Here is a 15,336-nt window from a genome sequence, read left to right on the forward strand (position 1 = left end):
ATATATGCGGGTGGATATGGAAACTGTTTTATTTTACCCATTCGACCTGGGCGCCAAGCGCCTTCATATGGTCAAAAAACTGCGGATAGGATTTGGCGACGTGATGCGCGTCCTTGATCGTCAGCGGCTGCTTGGCGCGCAGCCCGACGATCGTCAGCGCCATGATGACGCGATGGTCGTAATGGGCGTTGATCTCCACGCCGCCTTCAACGCCTTCCGGACGCCCGTGGACGATAATTTCGGCTTGGCGCTCCTCCACGTCGGCTCCCGCTTTGCGGAGCTCCGCCAAATAATCCGTGATGCGGTCGCATTCCTTGTAACGGAGGTTCTCCACGTTGTAAAACCGGGACGTTCCCTCCGCAAACACGGCGGCGGCCACCATCGCAAGCACCGCATCGGTTGCCGCGTCGCCGTCGAACTCGACCGCCTTGAGTTTTCCGTTGCCTTTCACGTGCACTTCGTCGTTTTCATGCGTCAGGGGCGCCTCCATCATGCGCAGCACGTCGACCACGGCCCGTTCCCCTTGCTTGCTTTCCACCGGCAGTCGTTTCACGAGGACGTCCGACTCCGTTACCGCGGCGGCGGCAAGCACGGCGGCGGAACCCGGGTAATCGCCCTGGACCGTATACGTTTTCGCCTGATAGGATTGGTTGCCCGGAACGCGGAACCGCATGTAATCGTCGCTTGCATGGATGACGATGCCTGCCTGCTCCAACACTTCAAGCGTCTGGCCGACGACGACCTTCGATTTCAGATCGCCGGTCACTTCGATTTCGCTGTCTTCTTCCAGGAGCGGCGTCAGGAACAACAGCGCGCTCAAATACTGGGAGCTGACGGAGCCGGACACTTGAATGCGCCCGCCTTTCGGTTTTCCGCCGCGGATCCGGATCGGCAGGCGGCCGTCGTTATGCTCCACCTGAACCCCCATTTGCTCCAGGGCCGAAATCAGGTCGTCATGCGGACGTTTGCCGAGCGAATCGGGATATGTATTCACGAACGTCACGTCCGGACAAAGCGAAGCGATGCCCATCAGAAAGCGGAGGACGGCGCCGGCATTGCCGACGTTCAGTTCCTTGACGTCCCGCGGACGGCGGCCGAAGCCGGTAATGACCGCTTTTTCCTCGTCTTCGACGAGCACGGCTCCCAAATCCTGAATGCAGCGGCGCATCGCGTCGCTGTCTTCGCTGCGGGCCGGATAATACACCGTGCTTGTTCCTTCGGCCAGCGCCGCGACCAAAAGGTACCTCGTCGTATAGTTTTTGGAGGAAAGCGCGCCGATCTCTCCCTGCAGCCGCGGTGTCGGTTTTACAATCAAATCCATATGCCCCATGTCTCCTTCTCGAATTAGTTCACGCTCTAACCGGGATGCAAATGCGATTTGACAGCCCATTTAAAGCTTGGTTATCATAAACATAATTACATAAGGTTTTTGCGAAAAGCCAAAGCTTTCGGCAAAACCCTGGCTTATCAAAACTACGGAAAAGAGGTTAATTCCCATGACATCCATTCGTGAAATAGAACCGTCCGAAGTAAGACGGCGCCTTCTAGCAGGCGAATCCCTCCAGATGATCGACGTCCGCGAAGACGATGAAGTCGCGCAGGGCATGATCAGCGGAGCGAAGCATATCCCGCTCGGGCAAATCCCGGAACGCCTGGATGAAATCCCGAAGGAAGGCGAGGTCATCCTGATTTGCCGCAGCGGCGGCCGCAGCATGAGGGCCTGCCAATACCTGCAGCAGTTTGGCATCGAATGCATCAACATGACCGGCGGCATGCTTCAGTGGAACGAAGACGAAGCATAAGCCTGCATCGAAGCGGCAGTCCTTGCGGACCTGCCGTTTTTTGGTTTATCCGGCCGCCTCTCGTGCCGCTAGAATGCGCAGGCGAAATCGCCCTTCGCAAAAAACCTCTTGCCCCTATCTTAACACAAAACGGCTTAGACGCGGTAATGCGTTAAAATTTTTAGCGCCACCTCATCGGCCCCGATCCCGCTGGTATCCACCGTGCAGTGGGCAAAACGATACGCGTCTTTCCGCTCCTCCAGAATCGTCCGGATCCGTTCCTCGGCGCCGCCGGCAAGCAGCGGCCGGTTTTGATCCCCCTTAACCCGTTCGACGATGGCTTCCGCTTCCGCCGTCAAGGCCACAACGAATCCGCCTTGAAGCATCAGCTCGCGATTTTCCTCGCGCAGGACGCATCCGCCCCCGGTGGCCACGACCTTCCGCCCGCCCGAAGACAACACGTTTCGCAAGGCGCAAGTTTCGGCATTCCGAAAATAAGGTTCTCCGCGGAGCTCGAACATTTCGGGAATGGTCATTCCTTCCTGAGCCACGATGGACGCATCCAGATCGACCAGCGAATACCCCAGCTTCTCGGCCAAAATTTCGCCAACCGTCGACTTTCCGGTCCCCATCATTCCGATCAGTATGATATTTTGTTCCGTCTGGTTCAATAGAGCACCCCTTTTGTTTCCATTCAATCTCAAGCTTTTTCATATCATACCACAGGCCAAAAACTTTCGACAATCTCGCAAAACGATCGCGGTTTCCCTTTGTCCGCAAGCCCGATCCATGCAGTCGTTTGCCCGTCATCGCCGTACGGACACGGGATTGCCCCGGATCAGTCTATTTTCTGCCAGTCTAGCATATACATGCCATGGACCTATAATTCTGACGCCAAGCGAAACGATGTTGTGGAAAATTCGGAGTTTTGTAAGGAGTGGTCGTATCCGTCATGCCAGAATCCCGTTCCCATTCGCCCGAAACGTTGTCAAAAATCAAACAGATCGCGGACCCGCGGCATATTTTGTGCCGGGAGGACATGTTATGGGTTTTGCATTACGTGCAACAAAAAGTGGCTCAAGGCGAACCAGCGCTGCTGGAACTCCCCAAGCCACGTTTACTGCAAAATTTTCAATACTTCGGCGAAGCCGCGCTGCTTCTGCTGCACCGCTCCGCGGCGGGCCATGCGCAGGACGAACGCATCCGGATTTGCCTTCAGGAGGCCATGCACGGGCTTGTCCCTGCGGATCGCCCGGAGCGGTCGTAGCCGAATACCGGCTTCCTATTCCTGGATCCAGTTATGGTGGAAGACGCCTTCCTTGTCGACGCGCTTAAACGTATGCGCTCCGAAGTAGTCGCGCTGCGCCTGAAGCAGGTTCGCAGGAAGTCTTTCGGTGCGGTAGCTGTCGAAATAAGCCAGCGCGCTCGCGAAGCCCGGCACCGGAATGCCGCGGCTGACGGCTGCGGACACCGTTTGGCGCCATGCGTCTTGGTAGTTTTCGATGATGTCTTTAAAGAACGGATCGAGAAGCAGGTTTTTCAGGCCCGGATCTTTCTCGTAAGCGTCCGTGATGTTTTGCAGGAAGCGGGAACGGATGATGCAGCCGCCGCGCCAGATTCTGGCCAGGTCGCCGTATTTCAGATCCCAGCCGTATTCGTCGGAAGCGACGCGAAGTTGGGCGAACCCTTGGGCATAGGATACGATTTTGCTCGCAAACAGCGCTTTGCGCACGTTTTCGATGAATTCGGCTTTGTCGCCCTGGAACGCTTCCGCTTTCGGACCGTTCAGGATTTTGCTTGCTTCCACGCGTTCTTCCTTCATGGCGGACAAGAAGCGGGAGAATACCGATTCGGTAATCATGGACAGCGGAACCCCGAGATCCAGGGAGCTTTGGCTCGTCCATTTTCCGGTACCTTTTTGGCCGGCCGCGTCAAGGATGACGTCCACCATCGGTTTGCCCGTTTCTTCGTCTTTATGCGAGAAGATGTCGGCCGTGATTTCGATCAGGTAGCTGTCAAGCTCCCCTTTGTTCCATTCGCTGAAAATTTGGTGCAGTTCTTCCGCGCCGAGGCCCAGCGCATCCTTCAGCAGGTGGTAAGCTTCGCAAATGAGCTGCATGTCGCCGTATTCGATGCCGTTATGCACCATTTTCACGTAATGGCCGGCGCCGTCCGGACCAATATATGTACAACAAGGTTCGCCGTTCACTTTGGCGGAAATCGATGTCAGGATCGGCTCGACAAGCTCGTAAGCGCTTCTTGGTCCGCCTGGCATGATCGAAGGTCCTTTGAGAGCCCCTTCTTCGCCGCCGGAAACCCCTGCACCGATAAAGCGGAAGCCTTTTTCTTCAAGCATTTTGCTGCGGCGCTGCGTATCCGGGAAGTAAGCGTTGCCCCCGTCGATGATGATATCGCCTTCGTCCAGCAGCGGGATCAATTGCTCGATGGTCGCGTCCGTCGCTTTGCCGGCTTGTACCATGATCAAAATTTTGCGGGGTTTCTCCAGCGACTCCACGAACTCCTCCATGGAGAAGGTTCCCGTAAGGTTTTTGCCTTTCGCTTCTTCGAGAAGGGCTTCTGTTTTCTCCGGGGAACGGTTGAATACGGAAACGGTAAAGCCTCTGCTTTCAATGTTGAGAGCCAAGTTTTTGCCCATGACCGCAAGGCCAATGACACCGATTTGTTGCTTCGACATATGGTCCTCCATCCTTTGCCTTTTTTTTTGGAAAAAATGAATACACCTATTTTAGCGTGTTTACGCGCGAAAGTGAACCCCACGATGTAAACATCTCGTGACAAAACACCCCGCAGTCTGCAGAGGTGCTTTTCGTCACTTGCTTTTCTATTTGCGGAAATGTCCCCGCCCATTAGGCTCCTCCCGCCTTTACCAGCGTATGCGTTACCATTCGAGCATCAGCAGCTGCCGGGAAAGATCGGCCAGCTTTTTGCGGCAAAGCTCCGCTTTATCTTCATCTCCGTTCTGAAGCGCTTCGTGAAGGCGCTCCAGTTCGTCATCCACTTCCAGCCGGAGAAGCAGCAGCCTCATTTCGCCTTCCTTCGAGAAATAAAGCTTCGAGATCTCCTGCTCTGTCATGAACGGCCCCTTTTGATACAGCACCCTTTGCTGGTATCCGGATATTTCAACCAAACGGATGACTTCGCCGAATAAAATGCTTTCCACCAAAATCTGGCGGTCCTTGAACCGTTTGACCACTGCATGGCCCCGCGTATCCTCGATCAGCTTCTCCATCCACTCCGCCAGTTTGGCGTCGCGGATCACGTAATCCCCGACCATTTTGTAGCCGTTTTTGGTCCGGTTGAACCGCAGCTTGACAAGTTTGCGCCCCGTTCTGACGGAAACGATGAACAGCGATTCGTTTTCGCTCCAGTACAGGGAGTAACCTTCCTGTATCAAATCCTTAATCAGGTCCTGAATATGCCGCCGGTTAAACCGAAGCTCCAGATTGCAGTACTCCACTTCATAGCTTTTGTTCACGGCACTCCCTCCTTCAGTTTTGGACCGCCTTTGACGAACAACCTGCGACTAAAGGGTTTGCAAATAACCAAAGATGCTTGCTTGCAGCCGATGTTGCAAAGTCCTGATTACGTTGAAAAAAGTCTTTGTTCTATTTTATACTTTATCTTATGTAACGGTAACTTGGTTTATTGACTATTTTTACCCGCTCCCCGCCTCTGCCAAACAGGCAGCAACGACACGCGGTCGGCCTTAAAATAGACATCAACCCATTGCATAAAAGGAGGCGCATCATGCCGTTTGAAGGATTTCATTCCAAGGATTTCGAAGTATTCAACGTTCCCGGTCTCGAACCCCGCATGGAAGCTTTGATTGCGAACGTCAGACCGAAGCTGGAGGAGCTCGGCCGCGAAATGGCCCCGTTTTTGTCCGCCCTTTGCGGCGAGGAAATGTTCCCCCATGTTGCCAAACACGCGCGCCGCACCATCAATCCCCCGAATGACACGTGGGTGGCCTGGGCCGCCAGCAAAAGAGGGTATAAAGCGCTGCCCCATTTCCAGGTAGGGATGTTCGAATCCCATCTGTTCATCATTTTTGCGGTCATTTACGAAAGCCCGAACAAGGTCACGTTCGCGAAACATCTGAAGAAAAACCGCAGCCAAGTGATCCAAAGCTTGCCGGAGCATTTCTATTGGTCCATGGATCATATGGATCCGGGCTTCACCCCCCATGCGGACATGAGTCCCAGAGCTTTCTCGGAGATGGCGGACAGGCTGGAAAAGGTGAAAAAAGCCGAAGTGCTCTGCGGTCTCCGCATTCCGAAAGGCGAAGCGGTGCTGGAAAACGGACCGGAGCTCGTCTCCGTCATCCAGTCGACCTTCGAAACGCTGCTTCCCCTTTACAAAATGGCATTTTAGGCGAGCGCATACGTTTCGCCGTCTATTGACAGGCGGTGATTCCGTTTCGCGAAACGAAACATAAAGCCTGATGGTGTTTAAAAAAGCTGCAATCCGTGTTCGGCGAATCGCCGTTCCGGATGCAGCTTTTTTTGCTAAAGGGCGAGCCCTTCGGCGCGAACTGGGCGCCCCTTACGAAAGCTGCGCCCCGGCCTTCATGCGCCGCGAAAGAACCAGATGGATCACGAACAGCATTGCCATCACGACCGCGCTCGCCAGAAATGGCGACGAATGCCCGAGCCGGTCCCACAGCTGTCCGGATACGACCGGGCCCACGACCATCCCCGACCCCTGGAGCGTAAGGAAAAACCCCCACACCGCCCCGCGCTCCCCTTTCGGAACCAAATGCGACACGAAGGTGTTCCATCCGGGCAGGATCATCGCGTAGCTGATGCCGACGATGCATACGAACACGAAAACCAGCGGCAGGGAACGCACGATCGAAAAAAAGCTCAGCGAAAAGGCAGCCAGCAGGAATCCCGCATTCAAAAACGGTCCCGTTCCGAAACGGTCGATCAGCTTCCCGCTCGGGATCAAGGCCAGCACCGTAATTCCTCCCCCCGCAATCAGCAGCAGGCTGTACATGTTCGGGGAAATGCGCAGCTCGTTTTGCACGTATAAAGTGATGACCGGGCTCAAAAGCCCGATGACGAAGGATTGGAGGAACAGCGCGGGATAGACCATCCAGCTTACCTTCAGCGTCGTCCGGACTTCGCGCAGCGTCGATTTGACGCTTGCTCCCAGATGGGCGAGCTTCCCTGCCAAAACCGCAAACATGCCCTTGCCCGTTGCGGTGGCGGCCGCGGCCGCCGTTTGGAACGGGATTTTCACTTTCGACGGCAGCAGCAGCGCGACCAACACCAAAACGATGCCGACCCCGATCAAAATCAAAAAAGCGGTATGGTAATTTTTCTCCGTCCGGTCCATCAAAAAATTCATGACGATCGGACCGGCCCCCGTGCCGGCCAGCGAAGCCATTTCCAGCGTGCCCAGAGCCTGCCCATTGCTGCCCTGCGGCCCCGATATTTCCGTCGTTCCCGTCATGGCGGTCGGCCACAGCGGCGACGTCCCCAGCCCGAGAATAAAACAGGCCAGCGACAGCCAGAACGCTCCCGAAAAAAACGCGATCATGCAAAGGGCGATCACCGTCATGATCAACGCTCCGGCCATCGTTTTCCGGTACCCGAGCCGCTCCCCGATCCAGCCGAACGGGCTTCTGAACAGGTTATCGCCGATGTATTGGAGGGAAAACGCGATTCCGATGGTATGCGCGGATAGACCGAGCGAATTTTTCATGTAGACGGGCAGCACGGCGACCAGCAGCGAACCCTTCATGAACTCGACTAAAAATATAATGATGAGCAGTCCAACGAAAAAAGGGGATCTGAGCCGTTTTACGGCGGCTGCTCCCGCGATCGGCGGCATGGTCTCACATCCTCTACTCATGATTTGCAATAATTCCCCTAAAATAACGCATATTTATAATGTACCCCAAATTCTTCCCGGATTTTCACCGGGGCGCGAAATGCATGCTTGCAATCGCCCCCCATTTTGCTATACTCATCCTTGTAATTTTAACAGATGAAAGGTTGTGACAGCATACGATGGACCACCGCCGTACGCCGCTATTTACTGCTTTGAAGGAACACGCGGCAAGCAATCCCGTACAATTTCATATTCCCGGACACAAAAAGGGCATGGGAACCGACGCCGAATTCAGGGAGTTTATCGGCGATAACGCCCTATCCATAGATTTGATCAACATCGCGCCGCTGGACGATTTGCATCAGCCGACCGGCGTCATCGAAGAAGCGCAGAAGCTCGCCGCCGACGCTTTCGGCGCGGACCATACTTATTTTAGCGTACAGGGGACAAGCGGTGCCATTATGACGATGATCCTGTCCGTATGCTCCCCGGGCGATAAAATCATCGTCCCCCGGAACATTCACAAATCGGTCATGTCGGCCATCATTTTCTCCGGCGCCAAGCCGGTGTTCGTGTCTCCGGCACGCGACGAAAACTTGGGCATCGACCACGGCATTACGACCAAATCCGTCCAGCGTGCCCTGGATCGCCATCCGGACGCCAAAGCGGTCCTGGTCATTAACCCGACGTATTTCGGCGTATGCGCCAATTTGAAGGAAATCGTCGACCTGGCCCACAGCCGCAACGTGCCCGTCCTTGTCGACGAAGCCCACGGCGTGCTCATTCATTTCCATGAGGACCTGCCGATGTCGGCCATGGAAGCCGGCGCCGATATGGCGGCAACGAGCGTTCACAAACTCGGGGGATCCATGACGCAAAGCTCGGTGCTCAATCTGAATACGAAACACGGTTTCGTCAATCCGCAGCGCGTGCAAACGATCATCAGCATGCTGACGACGACCTCGACCTCGTACCTGCTGCTGGCCTCGCTGGACACTTCCAGACGGAACCTGGCCATTAACGGCCACGCCATGGCGCAAAAAACGATCGATCTTGCGCAAAAAGCCCGCCGCAGCATCAACGAAATCGACGGCTTGTACTGCTTCGGAGACGAAATCCTCGGAGGCGAAGCGACGTTCGATTACGATCCGACCAAGCTGACGATTCACGTTCGCCATTTGGGCATCACCGGTTACGAAACGGAAAACTGGCTGCGCGAGCACTACAACATCGAAGTCGAACTGAGCGACATGTACAACATCCTCTGCCTGATCACCCCGGGCGATAACGAGGAAACGGTATCGATCCTGCTTACCGCGCTCCGCAAGCTGTCGGAGACGTATTACAAAGTGAACGAGGCCAACGAATTGATCGTCAAAATCCCGGAAATCCCCCAGCTTTCCCTCATCCCAAGGGATGCTTTCTACGGGGACACCGAGGTGATTCCGTTCAAGGAATCCGCCGGCCGGATCATCGCCGAGTTCATCTACGTGTACCCGCCAGGAATCCCGATTCTGCTGCCCGGCGAAGTCATTTCCCAGGACAACATCGATTACATCATCGACCACGTCGACGTCGGCCTGCCCGTGAAAGGCCCGGAAGACCGTTACATCAAAAACGTCAAGGTGATCGTGGAAACCGACCCTATTTTTTAAACAAGGACGCCAGCAAAACTTGGGCGCGAGCAAAATAACCCGGTACCGCAAATGCGGCACCGGGTTTCTTTATGCTCTGGAGGCTTCCCGAAGAATCAGTCTTCCTGCTGGGCAACAAGCTCGTTGTAAGCCGCTTCCACGGCATTCCATTCTTCTTCGTCTTCAATATTGTAAAGCATCATCTCATCGTTTTCTTCTTCCACGCGCAGAATGATGCCGTCAGCTTCCGGATTTTCACGCTCGAGCAGCAGCGCATACAAATTCTCGCCAACGTCAAACGTTTCAACAAGAACCATCTCTACATCGTTGCCTTGCTCGTCGGTCAGCGTCAAAACAAATTCTTCATGCTCATGATCGTGATCATGGTCATGGCCGCATGCATCGCCGTGCTCATGTGTGTGATCGCTCATTACAAAAACCTCGCTTTAGGTTATATAGTCATACCTTCGTATCGTATCATGTCGGAAGGCTCTGGTCAATTTATCCTATTCCAAAAACGGGTTTTTAATTCAGAGCGGTGATTACTTTTTCGGCAACGAGTTGGTAATCGGCGTTTTTGGACGCTTTGATGTAGAATCCGACCTTGTATTTTCCGGCGACTTTGAAATCGTACGTAAAATCGTAGGTGCGGAACCAGAAGTTGTCTTTTTGGTTGCTCCCCAAATCCTGCGTCTGAATATCCTTGACGTGTCCGGACGGATCGGTGATGGCGACTTTGACGGACGACACATGATCCGCCAAACTGTCGACCTGGCAGAATACGTTGAATTTCAGCTTGCCTTTGTTGACGTTACCGAATACGGTATCGCCATTGAATAGGAAAATATGTACATTCGGCTTGATGAATTTTACCTGGTTCGAATCACCGTCCCAAGTCACCACGCCGTTAAACTCCCGGATGGGCACATAGGTCTTGCCGTCGATCACGTAACCGCCGTCCTGCACTTCCTGACCGTTGATCCAAACTTTGATCTTCTGGGTCACCGAATCCGCGAACATGACGGAGCCGCCCATCAGGGAGAAGGCAAAGACGCATACCAAAATCTTTTTCCAGCTTCTCATCCTTTCATTCCCTCCATTTCCTTCATGCTGTTGTATATATATACTAAAAGTAAATGTGCAAGTTGCGGTCGGAACTTCCCTTTATGAGGTTAAATTTTTGAAACCAAAATTTCGGGTCTCTGTCTTAAGTTACAAAAACCTCGCGCTTAAAATAGCCCGCCATGTCCCTCTTCCTCGCCAGCACGAAAAAACCTGCGTAAACACGCAGGTTGCCCTTGGCCAAATACGGTCATTTCACTTTCGTTAATATGCAGGGCACGCCTTTGCCGACGGCGCCCGGCTCCCTCATGCGGGCAGCGTAAGCCATTCCGCGCGCGCATGGCGTTTTGCACGCCTCGCACACCTCCGACGTCACCAGCCTCATGCCTTTATATACTTTTTCCCCTTTAGCTTGCGCCGGTTTTTTGCCTTTTGACTTGACCATGCCTGATTCCCCATTTCCTAAAAGCCTTTGCTGCATTGTATGGAGAACGGACCGAAAGTGGAACCTATGGTATATAATGATTTCTGAGACATCACGGGAGGTGTATTCCTTGAATTTGGAACTGCAAATGATCGGCACCGGCAGCGCCTTTGCCAAAACATACTTCAACAACAACGCCCTGCTTACGGACGGGGCTTTCACCCTTCTCATCGATTGCGGGGTCACCGCCCCGCTTGCGCTGCACCGGCTCGGCAAATCCTTCGATGACGTGGACGCCGTCCTCATTACCCATATCCACGCGGATCACGTGGGCGGACTGGAGGAGCTCGCGTTTAAGATGAAATTCACCTACAAACGCAAAATCAAACTGTACATAGCCGAGACGCTGGTCACGGCGCTCTGGGAGCATTCGCTCCGGGGAGGACTTTACCAGGAGGGGGAGATCACGTGCCTCGAGGATCTGTTCGAGGTCTGCCCGCTTGCGCCTGAACAGGCCTACGACATTTCCGGGCATATTCGGGTCGAACTCATCCCGACCAGACATATCCCCGGCAAAAACAGCTATTCCCTGTTTATCAACGAACGGCTGTTTTACAGCGCGGATATGGTCTATGATCCCGGTCTGCTGCAGCAGCTTGTCGAGCGGCGCGGCTGCCGCATGATTATGCACGACTGCCAGCTTGAAGGCCCGGGCGAAGTTCACACGACGCTTGACGAACTGATGAGGCTGCCGGAGCAGATCCGCAGCATAACCTATCTGATGCATTACGCGGACAACAAAGACGACTTCGTCGGCAAAACCGGGGGCATGGCGTTTATCGAACAGGGGCGCATATACTCGGTTTAATCCGTCCCCTGCACGGCAAAAAGCCGGTACAGGCATTCATCATGCTTGTACCGGCTTTTTTAGCTTGCCGTCTTATTCAAAACGGGGCAAATGATCCAAATTGTTCGATGGATCGCCATCCGCGTCGCCGCGAATATACATTTCCCCGTCTCTTCCTTTAAACACGTTGACGCCGGCAATCGCTCCGGCTTTGACTTCCTGCAGCGCCTCATCGTATTTCAAGACGCGTCCGGTCGAAGTTTTGAAAGCAGTCAAATCGCCGTCGCCGTTTTTTTGCACGGCGATAAACGTTTCACGGCCTGGATTTCCCATGGTCATCCGCTCCTTTACGCGTGAGATGCCCCAAAATGCGGGCATGTCTTAGCATCTCCCGGCAATGAAGCCTTTATTCGCCTTACAGCGTTTTTTTCATGCGGACATGGGGAATGCCGGCATCGTCGAAGGGCTCTTTGGAAATCGTCTCGTAACCGAGCTTGGCGTAAAAACCTTCGGCTTGGCATTGCGCGTCCAAAAGGGCATAGGCGAGCCCCAGCTCGCGCGCGCGGTTTTCGAGCGCCATCAGCAGAATGCGGCCGTAGCCTCCTTGACGATGCTCCTTAAGCACGGCGATCCGCTGCATTTTAGCCGTATCGTTGTTGTAGTAAATCAAACGCCCCGTGGCGACGTAGTCCCCGTTTTCATCCTGCACCAACAGATGGTGCACGTCGTCGCTGATCGTATCGAACTCGTCGACTTCAAGGTCCAGGGGAACGTTTTGTTCTTCGACGAATACCTTTTTCCGGATGTCCAGTCCCTGCTGCAGCAGTTCCGGCGTCGTTACAGTGATGATTTCGGCAGCCATGATGAAACCCCTCTTTCGTCTTTCGTTGTGTCCGTTTTACCGCTTCCATTGCCAAAAACACGGTTCGATTATTATACAAAAAAATGAATTTCATGTATAGTGGAGGTATATCATGGAGAGGAGCCGGATGGGCCATATGGGAATGGGATTTACGATCTTTCTTTGCGCAGTCATGTCGGCCGTGCTGATCTATTCTTTTATTTATGTGACAAAAAAGGGCTATTCCCGCAAATGGGATGAAGAATAAAAAGAGGCAGCGGCCGCTGCCTCTTTTGCCTGCTGCCGCATGACTACGGGGGCGTAATTTCTCCCTTGGAATACACGTCTTCCGGAACCGAAGGGTCGTAGATATCTATCATGACCGGAGAGTCATCGCCGCGATCCGCGCTGGACTGAAACGCCGAACAGCCCGACAGCAGCACGATCAGACAGCAGCCCAAAATTTTGTACCGCCATGTTTTTGGCATGAGAGGCCACTCCTTTAGCCGGTTTACTGAGTTATATAACCTTTTTGCCCGTTTCGAAACGCCAATCGCTGGACCACGGGCTTTGTCATCAGTTTTCCCGGGTTTTGCCATGATCTATTCATGGTTTTCATTCATATGAAATTTTTATTTAATATGAAAATTTTATTTCGCGATGCATGTTTTTGAAAAAAAGTTGTTGACACTCCCCTTGTTCCCTGGTAATATATAAATTGTTCTTCGATACGATCTGCTAGCTCAGCTGGGAGAGCACCATCTTGACAGGGTGGGGGTCAGTGGTTCGAGCCCACTGCAGATCATCTCCAGAAGCCTTGGTATACCAAGGCTTCTTTTATTTTGTCTTCAGGAATATGCCCACTGTAAAACCTGCATTGGCGAGCGGAATGAGCCCCTTTCATATAAAACTAGCAACTCTTATATTTTTGCGGAAATATGGATACATAGTATTTTTATACCGAGCGAAACTATTAAAATTTCATATAATATACCATCTTTGAAAAGGAGGTATATTCGTATGTCCATTCAAAACTCGCTATGCTCAAAGTTCGCAAGCATTTTAGGCGGGACGGCGGAAGTCGCAAATGGCGTTTGCACCGTGACAAGAGTTCGTAGCAACCTTCAACCGTTGATTCAAGGGAGAAGAACAAAATCGGTTCTGGCCATCGCTGCTTTTTTCTCGTTTGAAGACTTGGACAGCCGCGGAAATGCGCTCAATTTGGGTGAAACCGTTATTTTGCAGGAAGAAATTAATCCGTTCGTCTCCGCTCTCCGCCAGCGCGGAATTGAAGTAACGGCGATACACAATCACTGGCTATTAACGAACCCCGTACTCATGTTCATCCATTTCAAGTCCATTGAGCCGCCGCTTGTCTTCGCCCAGAAGTCGGCCGAAGCGTTTCGGGTGCTGACCACTAGAACGATACGACCAAGCAGATCCAGTGGCGAACATCGCTCCAAAGGATCAAGCCAAGGAAACTTATCCCGCGGCAGATGCTATGGCACAAACAGACCTAGACGGTCCGGCGTTCAAAGCAGAACAAGAACCACTCAAAGACCACGAGTCGTCAATAGAAGTCTGGTCACGAAAAAACCGGGTGTGATGAACAGATCTGTAAGATCCAAAAAGCGGTTTTCATGATACCAAAGGAAATAAATGAACCAATTTGAAAAGAAGTACTACTGATAAGTACTTCTTTTTTGTCAATAATCATTTCGCATATCAGGCTTATTGCAAACTTGATTGGTCTGATACTAGAACGCCCAACCAAATTATCAGAAAATGTACTACTAAAAGAACACGCCACTTACAGCGACAACGTTTTTGTTTTTTCGACTTTTTTTAATCATTAAATGAAATCTATGGATATATTCTCCTAGTTCTGTTAGACTAGTATATGATTTTTTAAATAGTCAATAGGGGGATATATGAAGTGAACAAGATTTATAAGCTTAGCTCTGTCTTAATAATCGGTGCGGTTTTGATGACTGCTTGTTCTGAATCAACAGTCGAAAAAGTAGATACCACCACCAAGCAGTCTACGGAAGCTAAGAAGACAGCGGAAACCAAGACCTCTACCGAAGCCAAACAGGAAAAACCAAAAGAAGAGGCTAAAAAACAACCGGATGTGTTCAAAGTTGGTGACGCTGTAAAATTTAACAACTTGGTTATTACAGTTAATTCAGTAAAAGACCATAATGGAAATGATTTTCAAAAACCAGATCAAGGCCATGTTTATAAAGTGTTGGATATCACTGTAGAAAACACTGGCGATAAAGATGAAGTTGTATCCTCTATTGCAAACACAAGCATGGCGGACAGCGACGGGTATACATATAACATCGAGATAGCAACATTTATTAAAAATCAACTGGACGGATCTGTGCCAGCAGGACGCAAGCTAAGAGGACAACTGGTTTATGAAGTTCCAAAGAATGTTGCCGGATTGGAATTTATTTTTAAAGATCCTTTCCGTAATGGGCAAGCAATCTGGAAAATAAAATAAGACAAGAGCGCCTCATCGAAGTCTTGAGCAGCCAGTCGTCGGAGTCGGCGACTGGTTATTTCGTTGCGTTGGAATATGAATTTAATTGCAAGTATGTAATCTCGAACTGTAAGCAGAACAAGAGCACTTAAAGTCATCTCTGATTTTACGGTGTAGTTGGATTTATGAAGAACCGAGAAAGCTGCTCTTCGATTGCCCATATTATAAATTACACTATTGTTAAGTTCCCCCGATATTTCTATATAACTATTGGTCGCTTCTTGCGTTTTATATACAAAGGAGCGATTCGTATGTCTTGGATATTGTGGGGGGGTTACCATGATCGCATGCGGCATGTTTACGATCAAAAGGCCGGATACGAGATGGTTCGGCGGATTTGGCG

Annotated in this window: 19 protein-coding genes and 1 tRNA gene; 9 read left to right on the forward strand and 11 right to left on the reverse strand. The window is 52.0% G+C overall.

What is annotated here, in order from left to right; all coding sequences use genetic code 11:
* Positions 1-28 precede the first annotated feature (28 nt).
* Positions 29-1,321 carry a 3-phosphoshikimate 1-carboxyvinyltransferase gene (gene aroA / locus NYE48_RS18580; RefSeq protein ID WP_340999668.1) on the reverse strand — a complete coding sequence of 431 codons (1,293 nt, stop codon included), beginning with the start codon at positions 1,319-1,321 and terminating at the stop codon, positions 29-31.
* Positions 1,322-1,496: 175 nt separating this feature from the next.
* Here aroA and NYE48_RS18585 point away from each other — a divergent pair, with 175 nt between their 5' ends.
* Complete coding sequence (locus NYE48_RS18585) at positions 1,497-1,802, forward strand: rhodanese-like domain-containing protein (protein ID WP_212947096.1); 306 nt, start codon at positions 1,497-1,499, stop codon at positions 1,800-1,802.
* Positions 1,803-1,936: 134 nt separating this feature from the next.
* Here NYE48_RS18585 and NYE48_RS18590 read toward each other — a convergent pair whose 3' ends face one another.
* Positions 1,937-2,452: a shikimate kinase gene (locus tag NYE48_RS18590; protein ID WP_340999669.1), complete on the reverse strand. Its 516-nt coding sequence runs from the start codon at positions 2,450-2,452 to the stop codon at positions 1,937-1,939.
* Between the two features lie 281 nt (positions 2,453-2,733).
* Between NYE48_RS18590 and NYE48_RS18595 the strand changes: the two genes are divergently transcribed.
* A complete protein-coding gene (locus NYE48_RS18595) occupies positions 2,734-3,048 on the forward strand; it encodes a hypothetical protein (protein ID WP_036707780.1) in 315 nt (104 codons plus the stop codon).
* A gap of 15 nt (positions 3,049-3,063) precedes the next feature.
* On the opposite strand, the gene gndA is transcribed toward NYE48_RS18595, so the two are convergent.
* Entirely contained in the window at positions 3,064-4,488 is a 1,425-nt protein-coding gene (gene gndA, locus NYE48_RS18600; protein ID WP_331480104.1) for an NADP-dependent phosphogluconate dehydrogenase, read from the reverse strand.
* Positions 4,489-4,680: 192 nt separating this feature from the next.
* Positions 4,681-5,277 carry a hypothetical protein gene (locus tag NYE48_RS18605; RefSeq protein WP_036707625.1) on the reverse strand — a complete coding sequence of 199 codons (597 nt, stop codon included), beginning with the start codon at positions 5,275-5,277 and terminating at the stop codon, positions 4,681-4,683.
* A gap of 272 nt (positions 5,278-5,549) precedes the next feature.
* Between NYE48_RS18605 and NYE48_RS18610 the strand changes: the two genes are divergently transcribed.
* On the forward strand, positions 5,550-6,173 hold the full coding sequence (locus NYE48_RS18610; RefSeq protein WP_340999670.1) for a YktB family protein: 624 nt from the start codon (positions 5,550-5,552) through the stop codon (positions 6,171-6,173).
* 171 nt (positions 6,174-6,344) lie between these two features.
* On the opposite strand, the gene NYE48_RS18615 is transcribed toward NYE48_RS18610, so the two are convergent.
* Complete coding sequence (locus NYE48_RS18615) at positions 6,345-7,658, reverse strand: MFS transporter (RefSeq protein WP_246536506.1); 1,314 nt, start codon at positions 7,656-7,658, stop codon at positions 6,345-6,347.
* Between the two features lie 158 nt (positions 7,659-7,816).
* Here NYE48_RS18615 and NYE48_RS18620 point away from each other — a divergent pair, with 158 nt between their 5' ends.
* Entirely contained in the window at positions 7,817-9,292 is a 1,476-nt protein-coding gene (locus NYE48_RS18620; protein ID WP_212947098.1) for an aminotransferase class I/II-fold pyridoxal phosphate-dependent enzyme, read from the forward strand.
* Positions 9,293-9,387: 95 nt separating this feature from the next.
* Here the strand turns inward: NYE48_RS18620 and NYE48_RS18625 are convergent, their stop codons facing one another.
* The 3 genes from NYE48_RS18625 to NYE48_RS18635 form a co-directional block, all read right to left on the reverse strand.
* Positions 9,388-9,702, reverse strand: a complete 315-nt coding sequence (locus NYE48_RS18625) for a DUF1292 domain-containing protein (protein ID WP_036707624.1) — start codon at positions 9,700-9,702, stop codon at positions 9,388-9,390.
* Between the two features lie 94 nt (positions 9,703-9,796).
* The gene (locus NYE48_RS18630) at positions 9,797-10,354 is read right to left on the reverse strand and encodes a copper amine oxidase (RefSeq protein ID WP_212947099.1); all 558 of its coding nucleotides are present in this window, start codon (positions 10,352-10,354) and stop codon (positions 9,797-9,799) included.
* Between the two features lie 229 nt (positions 10,355-10,583).
* On the reverse strand, positions 10,584-10,778 hold the full coding sequence (locus NYE48_RS18635) for a hypothetical protein (protein WP_036707620.1): 195 nt from the start codon (positions 10,776-10,778) through the stop codon (positions 10,584-10,586).
* 109 nt (positions 10,779-10,887) lie between these two features.
* On the opposite strand from NYE48_RS18635, the gene NYE48_RS18640 reads away from it, so the two are divergent.
* On the forward strand, positions 10,888-11,625 hold the full coding sequence (locus NYE48_RS18640; RefSeq protein WP_036707618.1) for an MBL fold metallo-hydrolase: 738 nt from the start codon (positions 10,888-10,890) through the stop codon (positions 11,623-11,625).
* Between the two features lie 72 nt (positions 11,626-11,697).
* On the opposite strand, the gene NYE48_RS18645 is transcribed toward NYE48_RS18640, so the two are convergent.
* Both NYE48_RS18645 and NYE48_RS18650 read right to left on the reverse strand, forming a co-directional pair.
* Positions 11,698-11,937, reverse strand: a complete 240-nt coding sequence (locus NYE48_RS18645; RefSeq protein ID WP_036707615.1) for a DUF3892 domain-containing protein — start codon at positions 11,935-11,937, stop codon at positions 11,698-11,700.
* 82 nt (positions 11,938-12,019) lie between these two features.
* Entirely contained in the window at positions 12,020-12,466 is a 447-nt protein-coding gene (locus NYE48_RS18650) for a GNAT family N-acetyltransferase (RefSeq protein ID WP_340999671.1), read from the reverse strand.
* A 112-nt stretch (positions 12,467-12,578) separates the two neighbouring features.
* Here NYE48_RS18650 and NYE48_RS18655 point away from each other — a divergent pair, with 112 nt between their 5' ends.
* Positions 12,579-12,713 carry a hypothetical protein gene (locus tag NYE48_RS18655; protein WP_340999672.1) on the forward strand — a complete coding sequence of 45 codons (135 nt, stop codon included), beginning with the start codon at positions 12,579-12,581 and terminating at the stop codon, positions 12,711-12,713.
* 43 nt (positions 12,714-12,756) lie between these two features.
* On the opposite strand, the gene NYE48_RS18660 is transcribed toward NYE48_RS18655, so the two are convergent.
* Entirely contained in the window at positions 12,757-12,933 is a 177-nt protein-coding gene (locus NYE48_RS18660; protein ID WP_156124513.1) for a hypothetical protein, read from the reverse strand.
* Positions 12,934-13,177: 244 nt separating this feature from the next.
* Here NYE48_RS18660 and NYE48_RS18665 point away from each other — a divergent pair.
* The 3 genes from NYE48_RS18665 (at position 13,178) to NYE48_RS18675 (ending at position 14,954) form a co-directional block, all read left to right on the forward strand.
* Positions 13,178-13,250, forward strand: a tRNA-Val gene (locus NYE48_RS18665).
* Between the two features lie 215 nt (positions 13,251-13,465).
* Positions 13,466-14,089, forward strand: a complete 624-nt coding sequence (locus NYE48_RS18670; RefSeq protein WP_340999673.1) for a DUF1259 domain-containing protein — start codon at positions 13,466-13,468, stop codon at positions 14,087-14,089.
* A 292-nt stretch (positions 14,090-14,381) separates the two neighbouring features.
* Positions 14,382-14,954: a DUF4352 domain-containing protein gene (locus tag NYE48_RS18675; RefSeq protein WP_340999674.1), complete on the forward strand. Its 573-nt coding sequence runs from the start codon at positions 14,382-14,384 to the stop codon at positions 14,952-14,954.
* The last annotated feature ends 382 nt before the right edge of the window (positions 14,955-15,336 follow it).

It is taken from the genome of Paenibacillus sp. FSL M7-1455, assembly GCF_038004655.1.
GTDB lineage: Bacteria > Bacillota > Bacilli > Paenibacillales > Paenibacillaceae > Paenibacillus_AQ > Paenibacillus_AQ cookii.

Excerpts from the sequence above, each read along its gene's own strand:
- aroA (WP_340999668.1), bottom strand. The coding sequence starts at position 1,321 with ATGGATTTGATTGTAAAACCGACACCGCGGCTGCAGGGAGAGATCGGC.
- NYE48_RS18585 (WP_212947096.1), top strand. The coding sequence starts at position 1,497 with ATGACATCCATTCGTGAAATAGAACCGTCCGAAGTAAGACGGCGCCTT.
- NYE48_RS18595 (WP_036707780.1), top strand. The coding sequence starts at position 2,734 with ATGCCAGAATCCCGTTCCCATTCGCCCGAAACGTTGTCAAAAATCAAA.
- gndA (WP_331480104.1), bottom strand. The coding sequence starts at position 4,488 with ATGGAGGACCATATGTCGAAGCAACAAATCGGTGTCATTGGCCTTGCG.
- NYE48_RS18610 (WP_340999670.1), top strand. The coding sequence starts at position 5,550 with ATGCCGTTTGAAGGATTTCATTCCAAGGATTTCGAAGTATTCAACGTT.
- NYE48_RS18615 (WP_246536506.1), bottom strand. The coding sequence starts at position 7,658 with ATGAGTAGAGGATGTGAGACCATGCCGCCGATCGCGGGAGCAGCCGCC.
- NYE48_RS18620 (WP_212947098.1), top strand. The coding sequence starts at position 7,817 with ATGGACCACCGCCGTACGCCGCTATTTACTGCTTTGAAGGAACACGCG.
- NYE48_RS18625 (WP_036707624.1), bottom strand. The coding sequence starts at position 9,702 with ATGAGCGATCACACACATGAGCACGGCGATGCATGCGGCCATGACCAT.
- NYE48_RS18630 (WP_212947099.1), bottom strand. The coding sequence starts at position 10,354 with ATGAGAAGCTGGAAAAAGATTTTGGTATGCGTCTTTGCCTTCTCCCTG.
- NYE48_RS18635 (WP_036707620.1), bottom strand. The coding sequence starts at position 10,778 with ATGGTCAAGTCAAAAGGCAAAAAACCGGCGCAAGCTAAAGGGGAAAAA.
- NYE48_RS18645 (WP_036707615.1), bottom strand. The coding sequence starts at position 11,937 with ATGGGAAATCCAGGCCGTGAAACGTTTATCGCCGTGCAAAAAAACGGC.
- NYE48_RS18650 (WP_340999671.1), bottom strand. The coding sequence starts at position 12,466 with ATGGCTGCCGAAATCATCACTGTAACGACGCCGGAACTGCTGCAGCAG.
- NYE48_RS18655 (WP_340999672.1), top strand. The coding sequence starts at position 12,579 with ATGGAGAGGAGCCGGATGGGCCATATGGGAATGGGATTTACGATCTTT.
- NYE48_RS18660 (WP_156124513.1), bottom strand. The coding sequence starts at position 12,933 with ATGCCAAAAACATGGCGGTACAAAATTTTGGGCTGCTGTCTGATCGTG.
- NYE48_RS18670 (WP_340999673.1), top strand. The coding sequence starts at position 13,466 with ATGTCCATTCAAAACTCGCTATGCTCAAAGTTCGCAAGCATTTTAGGC.